The sequence below is a fragment of the Streptomyces sp. NPDC060184 genome, assembly GCF_042728795.1.
Lineage (GTDB): Bacteria > Actinomycetota > Actinomycetes > Streptomycetales > Streptomycetaceae > Streptomyces.
This window is the reverse complement of sequence record NZ_JBHWYX010000068.1, coordinates 1-15230: the sequence shown is the minus strand read 5'-3', so window position 1 is coordinate 15230 and position 15230 is coordinate 1. Positions and strand designations below refer to the sequence as shown.

General features: G+C 70.3%; 12 protein-coding genes. 7 read left to right on the top strand and 5 right to left on the bottom strand.

Translation table 11 applies throughout. From position 1 onward, the window contains the following. Positions 1-92 precede the first annotated feature (92 nt). Positions 93-362, top strand: coding sequence for a hypothetical protein (locus ACFWEE_RS30710; RefSeq protein WP_386894156.1), 270 nt, complete (start codon positions 93-95; stop codon positions 360-362). A 46-nt stretch (positions 363-408) separates the two neighbouring features. On the opposite strand, the gene ACFWEE_RS30705 is transcribed toward ACFWEE_RS30710, so the two are convergent. The 5 genes from ACFWEE_RS30705 to ACFWEE_RS30685 form a co-directional block, all read right to left on the bottom strand. After that, positions 409-1548: a glycosyltransferase gene (locus ACFWEE_RS30705; protein WP_386894154.1), complete on the bottom strand. Its 1140-nt coding sequence runs from the start codon at positions 1546-1548 to the stop codon at positions 409-411. Positions 1549-2188: 640 nt separating this feature from the next. Further along, entirely contained in the window at positions 2189-2590 is a 402-nt protein-coding gene (locus ACFWEE_RS30700) for a DUF6009 family protein (protein WP_386894152.1), read from the bottom strand. Beyond that, positions 2587-4113, bottom strand: a complete 1527-nt coding sequence (locus ACFWEE_RS30695; RefSeq protein ID WP_386894150.1) for a phage/plasmid primase, P4 family — start codon at positions 4111-4113, stop codon at positions 2587-2589. Before ACFWEE_RS30695 ends, ACFWEE_RS30700 begins: the two co-directional genes overlap by 4 nt. After that, complete coding sequence (locus tag ACFWEE_RS30690) at positions 4110-5219, bottom strand: bifunctional DNA primase/polymerase (protein WP_386894148.1); 1110 nt, start codon at positions 5217-5219, stop codon at positions 4110-4112. The genes ACFWEE_RS30695 and ACFWEE_RS30690 overlap by 4 nt, the downstream gene beginning before the upstream one ends. Positions 5220-5825: 606 nt before the next feature. After that, positions 5826-6017 carry a hypothetical protein gene (locus tag ACFWEE_RS30685; RefSeq protein ID WP_386894180.1) on the bottom strand — a complete coding sequence of 64 codons (192 nt, stop codon included), beginning with the start codon at positions 6015-6017 and terminating at the stop codon, positions 5826-5828. A gap of 272 nt (positions 6018-6289) precedes the next feature. Here ACFWEE_RS30685 and ACFWEE_RS30680 point away from each other — a divergent pair, with 272 nt between their 5' ends. From ACFWEE_RS30680 to ACFWEE_RS30655, 6 genes are all read left to right on the top strand, one after another. Then, a complete protein-coding gene (locus ACFWEE_RS30680; RefSeq protein WP_386894146.1) occupies positions 6290-10333 on the top strand; it encodes a ricin-type beta-trefoil lectin domain protein in 4044 nt (1347 codons plus the stop codon). Positions 10334-10614: 281 nt separating this feature from the next. Continuing rightward, a complete protein-coding gene (locus ACFWEE_RS30675; RefSeq protein ID WP_386894144.1) occupies positions 10615-10971 on the top strand; it encodes a hypothetical protein in 357 nt (118 codons plus the stop codon). 337 nt (positions 10972-11308) lie between these two features. After that, positions 11309-11746, top strand: a complete 438-nt coding sequence (locus ACFWEE_RS30670; protein ID WP_386894142.1) for a hypothetical protein — start codon at positions 11309-11311, stop codon at positions 11744-11746. A gap of 9 nt (positions 11747-11755) precedes the next feature. Beyond that, positions 11756-13078 carry a hypothetical protein gene (locus ACFWEE_RS30665; protein ID WP_386894140.1) on the top strand — a complete coding sequence of 441 codons (1323 nt, stop codon included), beginning with the start codon at positions 11756-11758 and terminating at the stop codon, positions 13076-13078. Positions 13079-13285: 207 nt separating this feature from the next. Next, on the top strand, positions 13286-14119 hold the full coding sequence (locus ACFWEE_RS30660; protein WP_386894138.1) for an oxidoreductase: 834 nt from the start codon (positions 13286-13288) through the stop codon (positions 14117-14119). A gap of 153 nt (positions 14120-14272) precedes the next feature. Further along, positions 14273-15130 (top strand): oxidoreductase, encoded by an 858-nt coding sequence (locus tag ACFWEE_RS30655; RefSeq protein ID WP_386894136.1) that lies wholly within the window; start codon positions 14273-14275, stop codon positions 15128-15130. Positions 15131-15230: the final 100 nt, after the last annotated feature.

The window sequence follows — 15230 nt, the reverse complement described above, 5'->3', positions numbered from 1 at the left end:
CGACACCGCACCCGTGAGAAACGCTCTGCCACGGCCGGCCTGCCCGAAACCCGTGAAGGCAGAGCCCGCCTCTTCGTCGTCGCCTGGTGGCCATGCTCGGGACCATCGCGGAGGCGGTCGAGAACCCGCTCGCCGGTGTACTGGAGTCCGATCCGGCGCGCACCGCCGTGCTGGAGGCCGCGGGCCTGGTCCGCCGGGAAGGAGACGCGTTCACGCCCCACTCGTCCTTGGTGTACACGGACAGGGCGGGCTGGGCGGGGAAGGCGGCCCGCATTTTGGACGTCGGCACCGGTGTGGGGGCGCCGGCGCTAGCGACGCCGACCGCGGCGAGGGCGCTCCGCGCAGTCGCGAGGGCCGAGTGAGCGCTCCCGGGTTCGAGGACGGGCTCACTCGGCACGCGGCCGGTTCTCAGCCGATGGCCGCAGCCAGCTGCTCGGCGACTTCGCCCGGGGAGGGCATTTCGGCGATCTGGGCCGCGGCGCGGCGGGCATTCGCGCGGTACTCGGGGTTCCCGACGACTTCCCGGACCGCCTCTGCGACGGCCTCCTGGCCGGCCGGAGGCATGACCGCGACACCGGTCCTCGACGCCGCGACGGCGCCGGCCTGGAGGAACTGGTCCGCACCCTGCGGCACGATCACCATGGGCAGCCCGCGCGCCACGCTGCCCATGGTGGTGCCTGCGCCTCCGTGGGACACGACCAGATCGATCCCGTCGAGCAGCTCGGCGAGCGGGGTGAAACCGACGAACCGGACGTGTTCGAGACCATCACCGAAGTCAGCTGCGTCGCCGCCCAGGCCCAGCGTGACGACCAGGTCGTTGTCGGCACCGAGGGCGTCGATGAGAGGCCGGAGAACACCCGGGTCGCCGAAGTGGGTTCCGAAGGAGAGCAGCACCTTCTGACGGGCGTCGGGGGCTGCCGGGGCCTTGCCTGTGGTCTCCGGGGTCTGCGCGGTCCGCGCACCTCGGTGGGCCTCGGGCCGGATCGGCAGACGGCCGTGCGGCACCCGACGGTCGGGGCTCTGGAGCAGGTCGGGGCAGGGGTCGAGGTACCAGGTGGGAGCGGGCACGGTGAGGCCATGTTCCTTGTGGCGCCGCTCGGCGACCGCGTCGAAGACGTCGGTGAACTCCGTCGGAATCTGCGTTCCGAACGCAACCTTGGCGTAGGGGACTTCGAGTACGGCGGCGACGAGCGGGCCCACGTAGTCGGTGGCCTCGACGACGATCAGGTCGGGCCGAAACTCTCGTGCGGCTGCTATGGCCTCGTCGGCGGTGAGGTCGATACGAGCACCGGCGAACAGTTCGGCGGCGACGGCCGGGTCGGGCACTGTGGGGTCGTCCACGCCCGCGAGACGGGCTGCCTCGGCGAGGAGTTCGGGCATCTCCGGGCCCACCGGGAAGAGGGTGATGTTCTCGGCAGTGAGCAGGGGCCCGAAACCGGCCGAGGTGATCGCGGCCACCTTGTCGCCACGGTCGCGGAAGGCCCGTGCGAGAGGCAGCTCCGGCAGGAGGTGTCCATGCGCGGGTGTGCTGGAGAAGAGGATACGCATGTCCTGACCGTACGTCACCTGTACGACCGTCCTGGTTCAAACATGTTGTTCACACACACTGATGCGTCGGCATGTGTGCTCTGGGTCCGAGGTGTACGCATCGGGACAGCCGCCGAGCGTTCACGCCGACTCTCCCGCGCCCATCGCGGCCGTGGACCTCCGCAGGTCGAGGGACCGGGCCCGATCAGCCGGCCTGATCGCGGTCGCCGACACGGAAAAGGCGCCGGTCTTCGGGAAGCGCGGTCCGAGGGAAGCGCGGTCCGAGGGAAGCGCGGTCCGAGGGAAGCGCGGTCCGAGAAGCGCGCTTCAGCGATGCACACCTCCTCGGCCCGCGACGCCCCGGACAGCGACTGAAGCGACTCGGCCTCGGGCCTTCGGGCGCCGACAGCCGCACGGCCGGGTTCGGCACCGGACGGCCGCCGCCATTCGCCGGTTCGACGCGATCGCCCCACGGGCGGGGCGGGATGGGAGGCGTCCTCCTCATCACCCGAATTCATCACCCGAACAGGAGGCGTCTGGTGTCACGTCCCGTTGACGCGGCGAGGGCGGGGAGGAAAACGGGACCTTCGTGTTCGGCCCCTGGGCCCTCGCGCGCCGCCGAGTGGCAAGAACCGGTCGGAGTGCACCGGTTGCCGGGCCGTCACAGCGGAAGCGTTATGCCGAGCTGCTGCATCGCCGCAGAGGGCGGGCCGCCTTCGGAGCGTTCTGTCTTGTAGCCCTTGACTCTGGCTTCGATGCTGCGGGGGTCGACCGCCTCCGCGGGCGCGCCCTTGGCGTACAGACCGGTGGGGTCACAGTCCCGGTCGTGGGGCAGCAGCCAGAAGACGCGTCGCCGGAAGGTGCCGGAGGCACGGGAGGGCTTGGCGGTCGGCCCGAGGACGGCGTAGCCGATCATTCGGCCGTCACGGTGGTACGGGGGTTTGCCTCTGCGGGTGGGCAGTCGGTCCAGACTCTGACGTACGTACTCGAGGCCGGTGACGTCCTCGAGCCAGACGATCTCCGTCTCGTGCTGGATCTCGTCCTCGGTGATCAGGGAGCTCATGAGGTCGCTTCCCTCTCCTGGTCGGCGAGCAGTCCGATACCCGGGTAGTACTTGCGCTGGTTGGACGTGGTCATCTGTTTCGGTGAGGCCAGTCCCACCAGCTCTCGTGTGCGGGCGGCGAAAGCTCGTGAGGACAAGGCGGGTGCCCCCTCATTCTGGCACCACGCCTTGTAGAGATTGTAGAGACCGGTCTGTTCGGCCCTCAGTTCCGGTGCCAGGACGCAGGATTCCTCGTAGAAGCGTCCCGTGTGGTCCTCGGTCTCCGCGTACGCGTTGGTGGCGATGCGGACGCGGCCGGGGCCCGTGAGATCGCGCGCGCCCGCGAGGTAGCGACGGGCACCGTCCATGAGCCAGGTCAGGATGCCGGGGCCCTCCTCGGTCACGAGGATGTCCGCCAGGTTGTCGATCTTCCGGTGGTCGGGGACGGTGTTCTCGAAGGGGATCAGCCGCATGCGGCGCCAGAACGCGAAGCCGCCGGTTCCGACTTCGGGCCTGTGGTTGCCCACCAGGAGCAGCTTGTGGGTGGGGTCGAAGCTGAAGAAGTCCTGTCGCATGCGGCGTGCCTTGATGCGGTCCCCGCCGGTGAGGAGTTTCACGCGGGCTTCGTCGAACTTGTCACCGGGGTTGACCTCGCTGCAGACGATGACACGTCGCCCGTGGAGTTCGGCCAGGTCGGTGGGATGACCTTCGTAGGGTCGGGCCATGAGGAATCCGGGCGGGGCGGCGTCGGCGTAGTCGCCCAGGAGTTTCATCAGGACGTCCAGGAGGACCGACTTGCCGTTCTTGCCCGCGCCGAAGAGAAAGGGCAGAACCTGGCCGCCGACGTCGCCGGTGACGGCGTATCCCATCAACAGCTGCAGATAGTCGATCATTTCGGCGCCCTCGGGGTCGGTGCCGAAGGTGTCGGTCAGGAACAGGGTCCACCGGGGCGTCGGGGTGGTCCTGGGCCCGACGGAGGTGGAGCGGGAGTGGAAGTCCTTGTTCGGGTCCGGGGTCTTCACCAGGCCGGTGCGCAGGTCGACGATGCCGTCGGGCGTGCACAGGGCGTAGGGGTCGGCGTCGAGACGCGTGGCGTTGAGGACCATGCCGGGGGCGGAACGAGCCTGGGTGAGCATGGCGTTGATTCCGGCCGTGGACAGGGCGCGGCGGCGGTGGCGGTTGAGGGCCTGCGGGGTGTGCCGACCTTCTTGATCATGGGATGCGATGTTCTCGGCGAGGTCCCCGGCGGCCCACAGGACGGTGTCGTCCTCGTCGATCTGCCACCGGGTGGTGTCCCACCGGTACCAGCCGATACCGGGGACGTGACGGTAGTCCTGGGCGTACAGCTTGACGAACAGTTTGGCGTTGCCGCGGTCGGTCAGGGTGTCCGGAAGCAGCCCGCCGGCGGTGGCTCGCGGGCCTGAGTGGGTTCCGGACGAAACCGTCTGGGAAGGCAGGGGAATCGGCTGCTGGAGACGGATCTGCTCGGCGACGGCCTGAGCGTCGAAATCGAACAGGGTGCCGTCGTTGCCCGGCGAGGTCATGAGTGGCCCCCCGGAGTGAGCGGGCGTGAGAGTCCGGCGGCCATACCGCTGCGGATGATCTGTTCGGCGCGTCGGTCCTGGCCGGGGCGGACGGCCGCGGCTGCTTCCCTGAGTGCCCTTTCGGCATGCTCCTGGGTGAGTCGCCCGGAGGCGACGAGGCCCCCGAGGGTGAAGGCGGCCCTGTTGAGCGCGTCGGAGAATCCCGCGCCCTCGTCGACCGCCCCGCACGCCTCCACGGGGGCGAGAACGGTGCTCAGGAGGCCGCTGGTGCGTGCGCGGGCGCCACCCGCGGCCAGGACGGCCTGCTGCGCGCGCGGGGGCACGGAGCGCGGTGCGGGGATGTTCGGGGCGGGCAGATGACCGGTGCGTTCCAGTTCCTGCGCGAGCCAGGCCGGGAGCAGGGCGGGCCGCCGTGTCTCTCCCAGCGCCGTATAGGTGCCCGCCCCGGTGGTGGTCCCGGGAGCGACGATGTAGCCGCCGTGGGCCCGGACATCGACCTGCCAGGCGAGGGCTCGACTCTGGCTGGAGCCTGCGGAGCACTGCCAGCGGCGGTTGTCGCCCGCGCGGTACCAGACGTGCAGACCACCCGAGGGCGTTCGCACCCGGAGCGTCGAGGAGTCCTCTGCGGGGCTGGGAGCGTCTCTCAGGGCCGCCAGTACGGCGAGGGTGTGAAATCCCGTGGAGAGGCCCGTCAGGTCGATCTGGGAGCCGATGGGGATGCCCGGCAGGATGCGGTCGCGGCTCGGGGGCTGCGCTTCGTGCGCGTCGATGTCGATGACGACCAGGCCTGCGGGGCCACAGGCGACCCCCACCCCGAAGTCGGGGTGGCTGCCCCACCAGTGGTCGATACGGCGCTGGTCGAGGGTGGCCGCGTGGAATCCGTGGCACCAGCGACCGGCGGTGAGGCAGGGGCAGCCCGCATGGGTGTGGCCGGGCCGACGGCACTCGGAGCAGTTGGCGGCCGGCGTCTTGCGGGCCGCGGCCAGCGGGTGGACCGGCCAGCCCCTGCGCGCACACCATCGCGCAACGGCGAGCGGACGGGCGGCGGGGGTCCCGAGGGGGGACCACTGTGAGTCGCCCGGCTGAAAGTGCAGCTCAGCGGACATGCGCACCCCCTGGTAGCGACCGAAGCGACTCAATGACGGACATACCTTAGCGAACACAGCAGGGGGGTGCGGGGAGCGTGGTCCCGTGTCGGTCCCGTCAGGCGCAGAACCAGGCGCAGGGCAGGCGCTGAACCCGGCCAGCGACCGTAGGCGGAGGCCAGCGACTGAGTCGCTTTCAGTCGCTGGCCGAGGGTCGAGAACAAAAGACCTGGTCAGAGCGTTAGAGCAGAAAAAACAGCGACTGAAGCGACTGTAGCCTCCTATATATGACGCACACGCGCACACAGGAAGGGCTTATATATACCGAACCTGAGTCGCTTCAGTCGCTGGGAATGCCAAGCCACCTCTCTGACCTGCAGTTTCTTCAGCTACTGAGCGAGCGACCCAAGCATTGCGCAGTCGCTGTGCTTCGGTCGCTGAGGCGACTCCCCCGTTTGCGGGCCGTTGTCGGCCCGCTCGCTTCGGTCGCTGGGTCGCTGGGTCGCTGCTCACCCCGTCGGTCGGGCCGCCCCGGTCCGAGCCCCCCGGCTGGGAGCCCCGGTGGCGGCAGCGTGAGCCGCCCGGACCCTGTGCGCCACTGGAGAACAGGGGCTCCGCACCGCCGGGCTACAGCCCCAGGTCGAGGGCCAGGCACGAGTAGTACTTCCAGGACCCCTCGGGGTCGTAGGAGTTGATCCCGGCGCTCGGGTCTGCCCTGACCTGCTCGGTCATGTCTTCGAAGCCGATGCGCTCGGGGAGCTTCCCGAAGCGCGCGTGCCTCGCCGCCGCGGCGGCGTCCGTGGTGAGTTCCTCGTTCATGGCCATGCTCCACCTCGGGATCGTGGATCGCGTCCGGCAGTCGCGCGGGCCCTCCCAGGATGCTCCGACTCTTCGTCACCTGTCAAGGCGGTGACGCAGACGAGGGCGAGCCTTACTCCGCGGCCCCCGGTCCGCCCCGGGCCGGGTCTGTCTGCTCCGGGGAGGCCTGTCCGCCCCGGAGCGGGCGTGAACTCGGGGCGCCCCGACCACGTCCTCACGATGTGAAAAGCAGATCAGCCGCTGACAAGCCCTTACTCGCTGCGAAGGACCTCATGCACAGACGCAGAGCCGGCCGGGGCGCGCTCACGGTCGGTGCCGTGACCGTCCTGTCCCTCGGGTTGTTCACCCCGCCCGCACTCGCCGATCAGTCGGCCGTCCAGCGTGCGGCGGCCCAGGCGGGCCCGACGACGGCATGGCGGGACGGTGCGTTCCAGGTCGACCGGGCCGCCGTCGTCCACCGGTCGGACGTCGTGCTCGGGAGGGCCAACTCCGAGCCCACCGAGTCGATGCCGCTGGGCAACGGAACACTGGGCGCAGCGGTGTGGGCCGCCGACGGCCTCACCGCGCAGCTCAACCGGGGCGACACCTTCCCCGACCGCAAATCCCCGGGCCGGGTGACCATCCCCGGGCTGAAGGCCCTGACCGAAGCCGACGACTTCACGGCCCGTCTGGATCTCTACGACGGCGTGCTCACCGAGACCGGCGGTGGGATGACGGCCACGGTCTACACCCGTGCCGACCGTGACGAATTGGTGGTCGACGTCACCGGGGCGGCCCCGGACAGCGCTCAGACGGTGCGTGGGGACCTCTGGGAGGGCCGTTCACCGTCGGCGACCGCCTCCGGGGCGGTGGGTGCCCTCGCGGAGACGTGGAGGGACGACGGAGGCGGCGGCAGCGGCGACACCTACGGGAGCCTGCTGGGGATCACCGCGGGCGGGCGCGACGTCACGTCGTCGGTGGTGGACGGCGACAGTGTGCAGGTCGCTTTCAGGCCCGCGGCCGACGGCTCGTTCCGAGTCGTGGTCGCGGCTCCTCGCTGGAGCGGTGGCGACGCCGGTGCGACCGCGGTCTCGTACCTGGGCACCGACGCGACCGCGTCGGTCCCGGCCGTGAGGTCCGCGCACACTGCTTGGTGGCACGACTTCTGGGGCCGGGCCGGCACGATGAAGATCGAGTCGGCCGACGGCACCGGCTCCTACGTCGAGAACCTTCGAACGGTCTTCCTCTACCAGTCGGCCGCCAGCAACCGGGGCTCCCTGCCCGGCACCCAGGCCGGGGTCGCGGACCTCTTCGCCTTCACCCGCGACGAGCACGACTGGTCCCCGGAGAGCTACTGGTGGTGGAACCTGCGCATGCAGGCCGCCGCCAACCTGACTTCGGGCGTTTCCGACCTCAATACGCCGTTCTACGAGCTGTACACCTCCCGCCTCGCCGACATCGAGGCGTGGACGAAGGAGCACATGCCGGGACATGCCGGCGCGTGCGTCCCGGAGACGATGCGGTTCAACGGCAACGGCTACTTCGACGGCGGTACCGGCAACGCTTCGTGCGAGGCGAGCGTGACGTCGTACAACGCCCAGACGGTGTCCACCGGTGCCGAGGTCTCCCTGGCGCTGTGGCAGCAGTACCGGACCAGCGGTGACCTGACGTTCCTGCGGGACGGCTACCCGCTGATGAAGTCGAGCGCCCAGTTCCTCCTGTCGTACGCCACGACCGGCGCCGACGGACTTCTGCACACCCGGGCCAACGCCCACGAGACGCAGTGGGACGTGAAGGACCCCGTCACGGACATCGCCGCCATGCAGGCGCTCTTCCCCGTGGTCGTCTCGGCGGCGAAGAAGCTCGGTACGGACGCCGATCTCCAGGCGCAGCTGACGGCCGCGCAGGCGAAGCTTCCACCGCTGCCCCGCACGGACGCCGCCACCCACGCCGAGGTCCTCACCCCGGCGGCGGACTCCGGGGGCGACGACGTGGTGGCGCTGTCGGCCGAACCGGGCGCCGAGACGCACAATTCGGAGAACCTGGACCTGGAGCCGGTGTGGCCGTACGGGCTGATCGGCGACTCCGGCACGCTGCACGACCTCGCGGTGCGGACCTACGACCACAGGCGCTGGCCCAACGACGCCAACTGGAGCTTCGACGCCCTGCAGGCGGCCAGGCTGGGCAAGGCGGACGCCGTCAAGGCCGGACTGCTGTACAACGTCACCAACCAGCTCTATCCCTCGGGTTTGACCAGCAACAACAACGTGCTGACCGGCCGTGAACCGTACAGCGAGACGACCGGTGTGGTCACCGCCGCGCTCAACGAGGCGCTGGTGCAGGACTACGACGAGGTGCTGCGGATCGCTCCGGCGGTGCCCTCCGACTGGGACGTGGACGGCACGGTGTCCGTGCACGACGGCGCCAAGGTCGACGTGCAGACCCGGGGCGGTGTTCCTGTCACCGTCGCGCTGGAGGCAGGCTCGACCGCCTCCTTCGTCACCCGCAATCCGTGGCCCGGTCAGTCCGTCGGTGTCGTGGACGCGGCGGACGGCTCCACGGTCGTGGCCTATTCCACCGCCGCGCAGTTCACGCTTCCCGCCGTGGCCGGACACAGGTACCTGATCCAGCGGCAGGCCGCACCGGCCGCCTCGCTGCCCTTCGAGGCGGTGGGCGGTGAACCGGCCGAACTCCCCAAGCACCTGTACGGGACGCAGGTCGGTCTGGACTTCCCCGTCTCCCCCGCACCGGCCGGTCCGGTCGGCGCGCTCACCGCGGTCGGAGCCACGTGCGTCGACCACGCGTCCGGGCTCGCGAACGGCACGGCCGTGCGGATCGGCGCGTGCGACGGCGGCGCCGCACAGGTGTGGATCGCGGGCCGGGACGGCTCACTGTGGGTGCAGGGCAAGTGCGCGATGCCTGCGGGCAGAAGCGCCGCCTCCGGTACCCCGCTGGTGCTGGCGGCCTGCGACGGATCCACCGCGCAGCAGTGGAAGGCCGGCTCCGGCGGCACTCTCGTCGACCAGGCGTCAGGTCTGTGCGCGGAGGTCGAGGGATCCGCCACGACCGCGGGCACGGCACTGGTCACCGCTGTCTGCGACGCGGCGACCGCCGGTCAGAGGTTCGGTCTCCCCGCGGCCCCGGCCGGTCCACAGGGGCACCTCACAGGCATCGCGGGCATGTGCGCGGACAGCGACGGCGACAGCCAGACGCCGGGTACCTCTCTGGTGCTGGACACCTGTTCCTCCGCCGTCTCCCAGCAGTGGAAGAAGGCCGTCGACGGCACGCTGCGCCTGTTCGACTCGCGGTGCATGACGCCGGAGGGCGGAGGCACGGCCGACAACGGGACGCAGGTGGTCCTGGAGATCTGCGACGGTTCCGCAGCCCAGCGTTGGCACGCGGGCGCCGACGGCGGTCTCGTCAACGACCTGTCCGGCCGCTGCCTGGACGTCAAGGACACCTCCTCGGCTGTCGGCGCGGTCCTGTGGTTGTGGAACTGCGGCCCGGTGACCGAGGCGAAGGTGTGGCAGCTGCCCGAGGAGAAGCAGCCGGTCGGCCGGATCTCCGGGTACGGCGGCAAGTGCGCCGACCTCGCCGGCTCGGGTTCGACCGGTGCGGCCGGCACTCAGGTCCAGCTCAACACCTGCGGAGCAGGTACCTCCCAGCAGTGGAAGGTCGCCGCGGACGGCACGGTGAGCGTGCTGGGCCGGTGCATGGCCCTCAAGGGCGGCGCCACCGCCGACGGCACCCGGGTCGTGCTGGCGGACTGCGACGCCTCCTCCACCGCGCAGCAGTGGAACTGGACCACCGGCCGCGGCCTGATCGCCAAGAAGTCGGGCACCTGTCTCGACGCCACCGGCCCCAGCTCCGCCAACGGCACCCCGTTGCAGATCTGGGCCTGCGCGGTCTCCGACAACCAGCGCTGGCAGTTGCCCGCGGGCGTGCCGACCGGTCATGTCACCGGCCTCGGAGGCAAGTGCGCCGACCTCGCCGGTTCGGGTTCCACGAACGCCGCCGGCACCGCCGTCCAACTGAACGGCTGTGGTTCGGGCCTCTCGCAGGACTGGTCGGTGGCGGCGGACGGCAGTGTCCAGGTCCTCGGCGGTTGCCTGGGGGTGGCGAACAACGCCACCGCCAGCGGGACCGCGGCGGTACTTCAGGTGTGCAACGGCGGTGCGGGGCAGAAGTGGACCGCGGGCACCGACGGCAGCCTGGTCAACGCGTTGTCCGGCCGCTGTCTGGACGCCACGGGCGCCAGCTCCGCCAATGGCACGAAGCTGCAGATATGGACCTGCGGGGGCTCCGCACAGCAGAAGTGGAGCCTGCCCGCGGCGTGAGCCGGGGGGCCGTACGGGGCCTGACGGCTCCGTACGGCTCCGTACGGCCCCGTACGGGCACCCGTCCCGGTCCAGTGGCGGGTGCCCGCCTGCGGGGAGCCTGTGTCTCTGCTCCGGTCCGCCGACACCGCCGACCGTTCGGACACCGCGCACATGTATCTGACCAGTTCCGACACTCCCCAGAACATGGTTGAACATGCCAAGATTTGCCGCACCCGTATTCGATCGACCGAGTCGTGCCGGCATCCGTTCGTCGGCACACACGCGAAAGGGAGGGTCGTATGTTCATGCCCAAGGTGAAACTGCGTACCGTGGCAGCCGGGGCGGCGATGGCCGGAGCTTTGATCGGCCTCGGGGCCGGTGCGGCGGGCGCCGCCGGCTGGCCACCGCTGCAGGAGGGTGCGTACCTCTATTCCGGCACCAACGGATCGGGCGTGGTCACCGAGGTCGACCTCGGTGACCAGGACACGTGTCACGCGCTTACCCCGTCCGCCCTCTCGGTCCAGATCGCCACCGGTTCCGCGTCCTTGGAGCTGTATTCCGGCAGCGGCTGCACCGGCACGGGGTGGCGTTCCGGCACGCTGACCCAGACCAACCTCCCGCGACCGATGCTGAGTTACCGGGTGGTCCCGGCGTAACCGGGGAGCGCCTCCGACCGAAGGTGCCTGCGGCGGCCGACACGGCGCCGTGGGCACCTTCGCGTTTGCCCCACCTCGCGTTCAGGGACTCGGGCCGGGCAGCGGGGGCCACGCGTTATTTCCGCGTCAGTGCGAGGGGTGTGCGCGTCAGGGTTCCGTCATGGCGGGCTGGGAAGCACCGTGACGGTGATGTCCTGTTCGGACCGGGCCACGAGGTACGTGTGGATGATTCCGGCCGTCCGTTTCAGAGTCCGGCTCGGCTCGTCCCGGCGCAACGCAATCAGTGAGGAGTCGGATCGTGCCTGCTCCGCCGCAGCCCGTGGGTGAGGGTGTTTCGGTGCCTTCTCCGCCGGACGGCTACCGCAACGTACCGGTGTCGGCTCCCCAGCCCGGCCTGCACGTGCCAGACATGCTCCACGGCGGCCCCTCGGACGGTGATCTCCTGGTCGTCGACTTCGGGGAGCTCGCGCAGGCGATCGCGGAAGCCGAGGAGGCGGCCGTGGCCGCCCGTGACATCGCGGAGAGGCTGACGAGCGCGGTCGACCGTTCCGGGCGGGCGCCCTGGGGTGACGATCCGGCGCTCGGGCAGACGTTCGGCAGCCTCTTCGCCGAACCCCGCGATGCGCTCGTCCGGTGTGCGCGGGAACTGCCGGAGGTGTTCCGGAACGTCGCCGAGAAGCTCGGTTCCGCGAGCGCCAGCTTCCACGAGACGCAGAGAGCTTCCGAGGAAGCGATCTTCCTGGCGCGGACCCAGTTCGATCGCATGCCCTTCTGAGAACGGTTCTTGTCCACCATGGTAGACGCGCACCACATTCCTCCGGCGTTGCAGAATCTCCTGCTCATCACCACCGGCAACCGCTGGCCGACCGGCGACGAGACGGCCCTGCGGGCCGAGGCGGAGGCGTGGCGCGAGACGGCGCACGAGCTCAGGCCCCTCGCCGAGCGGGTCGAGACCCTCCGAACCCGGTCGGCGCGAGCGCTCTCCGGTGCCGGCGGGGACGCCGTCGCTGCCTTCCTGGACCGGCTCGTCGGCGGTCGGGAGGCCGCCGAGTCCGACGCCGTACTGCCACTCCTCATCGAAGCGGCCGAAGCCACGGCGGAGGCGCTCGAAGAGGAGGCCCTGCAGATCGAGACGCTGCGGATCGAGATCATCGGCGCACTGGTCGTACTGTTTCTGCAGCTGATCATCGACTCGGCGATGTGGATGTTCGGCGGAGCCGCCAAGGCCGCCGAGGACATCATCGCCACGAGGGTGCTGTGTCTGGCATTCCTGCGCCAGGCGGTCGCCCACATGCTCACGCGTCTGACCGAATCCGTCGTCGCCATGGTCGGCATGGCCCTGCTCGCGCAGATCATCGAACTCGGCGAGGGGCACCGGCACTCCCTCGACGGGCACGAGCTGAGCGTCGCCGCGGTCAACGGCGCGGTCGGAGCCCCCGTCGGCTTCGGCATGGGGTTGTTGGGCGGCTCGGCCATGGCCGGTCTGAAGAACCTCGCGAAGAAACCGTTCCTCACCACCTTGCCCGGCCCCGTGCAGTCCTCCGCGAAGTTCGGTGCCGTCGTGGGCTTCAACGCGGGTTTCGGCGCGCTGACGGGCATGGCGGAGGCCGGGGCGCAGGACAGCGTCTACGGGCTGTCCGGCGACTGGGTCGCGGGCGCGGCCAACGGTTCCTACAACGCCGTATGGGGAGCCAGACACACCGCGCAGAACCCTGCGGGTCGCTTCGCGCTCTCCCCGGCCGAGCACCTGGAGGAAGTGATCGACCATCACTTGGCCGCCCTCGGCAAGGATCACGGCAGCGAAACCGCTCCCGGCCCCGTGCCGCCGCCCATGGTGAGCCACGATCCCGACGCCAGCTTCCTCGACCTGCGCCCGGATACTCCGGAGCCCCACGATCCCGACGCCAGTTTTCTGGACCTGCGCCCGGATACTCCGGAGCCCCACGATCCCGACGCCAGTTTTCTGGACCTGCGCCCGGACACTCCGGAGCCCCACGACCCCGACGCCAGCTTCCTCGACCTGCGCCCGGACACTCCGGAGCCCCACGACCCCGACGCCAGCTTCCTCGACCTGCGCCCGGAGGACGCCGGGGGCGCCCCGGAGTGAGCCCTGGAACGGGTCCTCGGGTCGGTGTGTGACGGATCCGTCCGATGACTTACACCGGGGAGCGATGTGGGGTCGACGCGCGGACAAGTCGCAGTCAAACGACGGACGCCTTTCGAGGTATCTCCCCGGACATTGGTAGGCAACCAGCCGATATACGGCTCGTTCCGCTCATCCGGGGCATCACCAATGAACATCGAAGGGCACGACATGTCTCGTACATGGTTGATCACCGGCGCGTCCCGTGGATTCGGGCGCGCTCTCGCGGAAGCGGTCCTGGCGGCCGGTGACCGGCTGGTGGCCACCGCCCGTCGGCCGGAGCAGCTTGCCGAACTGGTCTCCCGCTACGGCGACCGGGTGCTGGCGGTGGCCCTGGACGTCACCGACGTCGCGGCAGCCGGGCGCGCGGTCCGGGCCGGGGTCGAAACCTTCGGCCGCCTGGACGTGATCGTCAACAACGCCGGCTACGCCAACAGCGGGCCGATCGAGGAGATGGCGGAGGAGGACTTCCGCGCGCAGTTCGAGGCGAACTTCTTCGGAGTCGTCAACGTGACCCGGGCCGCCCTTCCGGTGCTGCGCGAGCAGCGCTCGGGGATCTTCGTACAGTTCTCCTCCCTCGGCGGACGCGTGGGCGGCACCCCGGGCATGGGCGCCTATCAGAGCGCGAAGTTCGCGGTGGAGGGCTTCTCCGAGGTCCTCGCCAACGAGGTGGCCCCGTTCGGGGTCAAGGTCGTCATCGTCGAGCCGGGCGCCTTCCGTACGGACTGGCAGGGCTCGTCGATGGAACTGCATGCCGTGGGTTTTGACTACGAGGAGACCGTCGGCGCCATGAACACGTACCGGGCCGAGAACAACGGCACCCAGCCCGGCGACCCGGTCCGTGCCGCGCAGGTCCTCATCGAGGTCGTCGGCGACGACGACCCGCCGCGCAGGCTCCTGCTCGGCGCCCAGTCCGTGGTCATGGCGCTGGAAGCGGGCGAGGCGCGCGCCGCGGAAACCCGTAAATGGGCCGCGGCCAGCGGTGCGGCGGACTTCCCCTCGTAGTCCCTCCACCCTCCTCGTGGGATTCGGCCGGCGCACCGCGGCATCCGTCGTCGGCCGCTCCTCCCTCACACCCACTTCCGAACCACGCGACACCCGTTTTCACCTCTTCGACACGTTTGTCACCACTCCCAACTCCCCGAAGGAGATCACCTCATGTCTCGCACAACCTGGCTCATCACCGGCGCCTCCAGCGGACTGGGCAAGGCCCTGGCCGAACACGTCCTGGCCAACGGCGACCAGGTGGTGGCGACCGCCAGCTCGACGCAGGCCACCACCGAGCTGGCCTCCCGCTACCCGGAGACCGCGCTCGCGGTCCGCCTCGACGTCACCGATCCCGCGGACCGCGTGGCCGCGGTGCGTGCTGCCGAGGAGCGCTTCGGAAGCATCGACATCCTGGTGAACAACGCCGCGATCGACTTCATAGGAGCCCTGGAGGAGCAGGAGGAGAGCGACTACCGGCGGCTGTTCGAGGTCAACTTCTTCGGCGCGGTCGCCCTCACCCGCGCGGTGCTGCCCGGCATGCGCGCACGCCGCAGCGGCACCATCGTCAACGTCTCCTCCATGGACGGCCTGGCCAGTCTCCCGGCCAACGGGTTCTACTCGTCGAGCAAGTTCGCGCTGGAGGGCTTCACCGAGGCGCTGTGGCAGGAGATCGAACCCATCGGGCTGCGTGCGATGATCATCCAGCCCGGTTCCTTCCGTACCGGCATCGAGAACCGGACGAAGGCCTCCGGCGAGGCCATCGCGGACTACGCCGACACGGCCGGCGCCTTCCGCGGGATGATGGGCAGCCTCACCCCGGAGATGTTCCCCGGTGACCCGGAGCGGGCCGCCGAGGCGATCCGGCAGGTCGCGACGGCGCCGGAGCCGCCCCACTGGGTCGTCCTGGGCAGCGACGCCCAGCGGCGCATCGGCGTCAAGCTCGAACAGCTCCGGGCGGAGTTCGACGCGGGCAAGGACCTGGCGTACAGCACGGACTTCCCGGGTGCCGCCGCCAACGCGGTCCTCTGACACCTCCGGTGACGACGCGCCGGACGGGACGAAGCCTCGATCCGGCGCGTCCCGGACAGCGGTGAACGCCGTCGGCGGCGGGTGGTCGGGTCCACCCCTG

Excerpts from the sequence above, each read along its gene's own strand:
- ACFWEE_RS30690 (WP_386894148.1), bottom strand. The coding sequence starts at position 5,219 with ATGTCCGCTGAGCTGCACTTTCAGCCGGGCGACTCACAGTGGTCCCCC.
- ACFWEE_RS30660 (WP_386894138.1), top strand. The coding sequence starts at position 13,286 with ATGTCTCGTACATGGTTGATCACCGGCGCGTCCCGTGGATTCGGGCGC.
- ACFWEE_RS30695 (WP_386894150.1), bottom strand. The coding sequence starts at position 4,113 with ATGACCTCGCCGGGCAACGACGGCACCCTGTTCGATTTCGACGCTCAG.
- ACFWEE_RS30700 (WP_386894152.1), bottom strand. The coding sequence starts at position 2,590 with ATGAGCTCCCTGATCACCGAGGACGAGATCCAGCACGAGACGGAGATC.
- ACFWEE_RS30710 (WP_386894156.1), top strand. The coding sequence starts at position 93 with ATGCTCGGGACCATCGCGGAGGCGGTCGAGAACCCGCTCGCCGGTGTA.
- ACFWEE_RS30680 (WP_386894146.1), top strand. The coding sequence starts at position 6,290 with ATGCACAGACGCAGAGCCGGCCGGGGCGCGCTCACGGTCGGTGCCGTG.
- ACFWEE_RS30655 (WP_386894136.1), top strand. The coding sequence starts at position 14,273 with ATGTCTCGCACAACCTGGCTCATCACCGGCGCCTCCAGCGGACTGGGC.
- ACFWEE_RS30685 (WP_386894180.1), bottom strand. The coding sequence starts at position 6,017 with ATGAACGAGGAACTCACCACGGACGCCGCCGCGGCGGCGAGGCACGCG.
- ACFWEE_RS30675 (WP_386894144.1), top strand. The coding sequence starts at position 10,615 with ATGTTCATGCCCAAGGTGAAACTGCGTACCGTGGCAGCCGGGGCGGCG.
- ACFWEE_RS30705 (WP_386894154.1), bottom strand. The coding sequence starts at position 1,548 with ATGCGTATCCTCTTCTCCAGCACACCCGCGCATGGACACCTCCTGCCG.